Source organism: Enterobacter sp. ENT02 (assembly GCF_019219165.1).
GTDB lineage: Bacteria > Pseudomonadota > Gammaproteobacteria > Enterobacterales > Enterobacteriaceae > Enterobacter > Enterobacter mori.
In genome coordinates this window covers 1-255 of sequence record NZ_JAHUWD010000037.1, presented here as the reverse complement: position 1 = coordinate 255, position 255 = coordinate 1, and the positions used below count along the sequence as shown (strand labels likewise).

The 255-nt window shown below is 54.5% G+C and carries 1 rRNA gene; it reads left to right on the top strand.

Annotated elements, in window-relative coordinates:
* Positions 1-255, top strand: a 23S ribosomal RNA gene (locus KW829_RS23095); the annotation flags it as partial.

The following is a 255-nucleotide window of genomic DNA, read 5'->3' as shown; positions in this document are numbered from 1 at the left end:
GCAGTGTACCCGCGGCAAGACGGAAAGACCCCGTGAACCTTTACTATAGCTTGACACTGAACACTGGTCCTTGATGTGTAGGATAGGTGGGAGGCTTTGAAGCGTGGACGCCAGTCTGCGTGGAGCCAACCTTGAAATACCACCCTTTAATGGCTGGTGTTCTAACGTAGACCCGTAATCCGGGTTGCGGACAGTGTCTGGTGGGTAGTTTGACTGGGGCGGTCTCCTCCCAAAGAGTAACGGAGGAGCACGAAG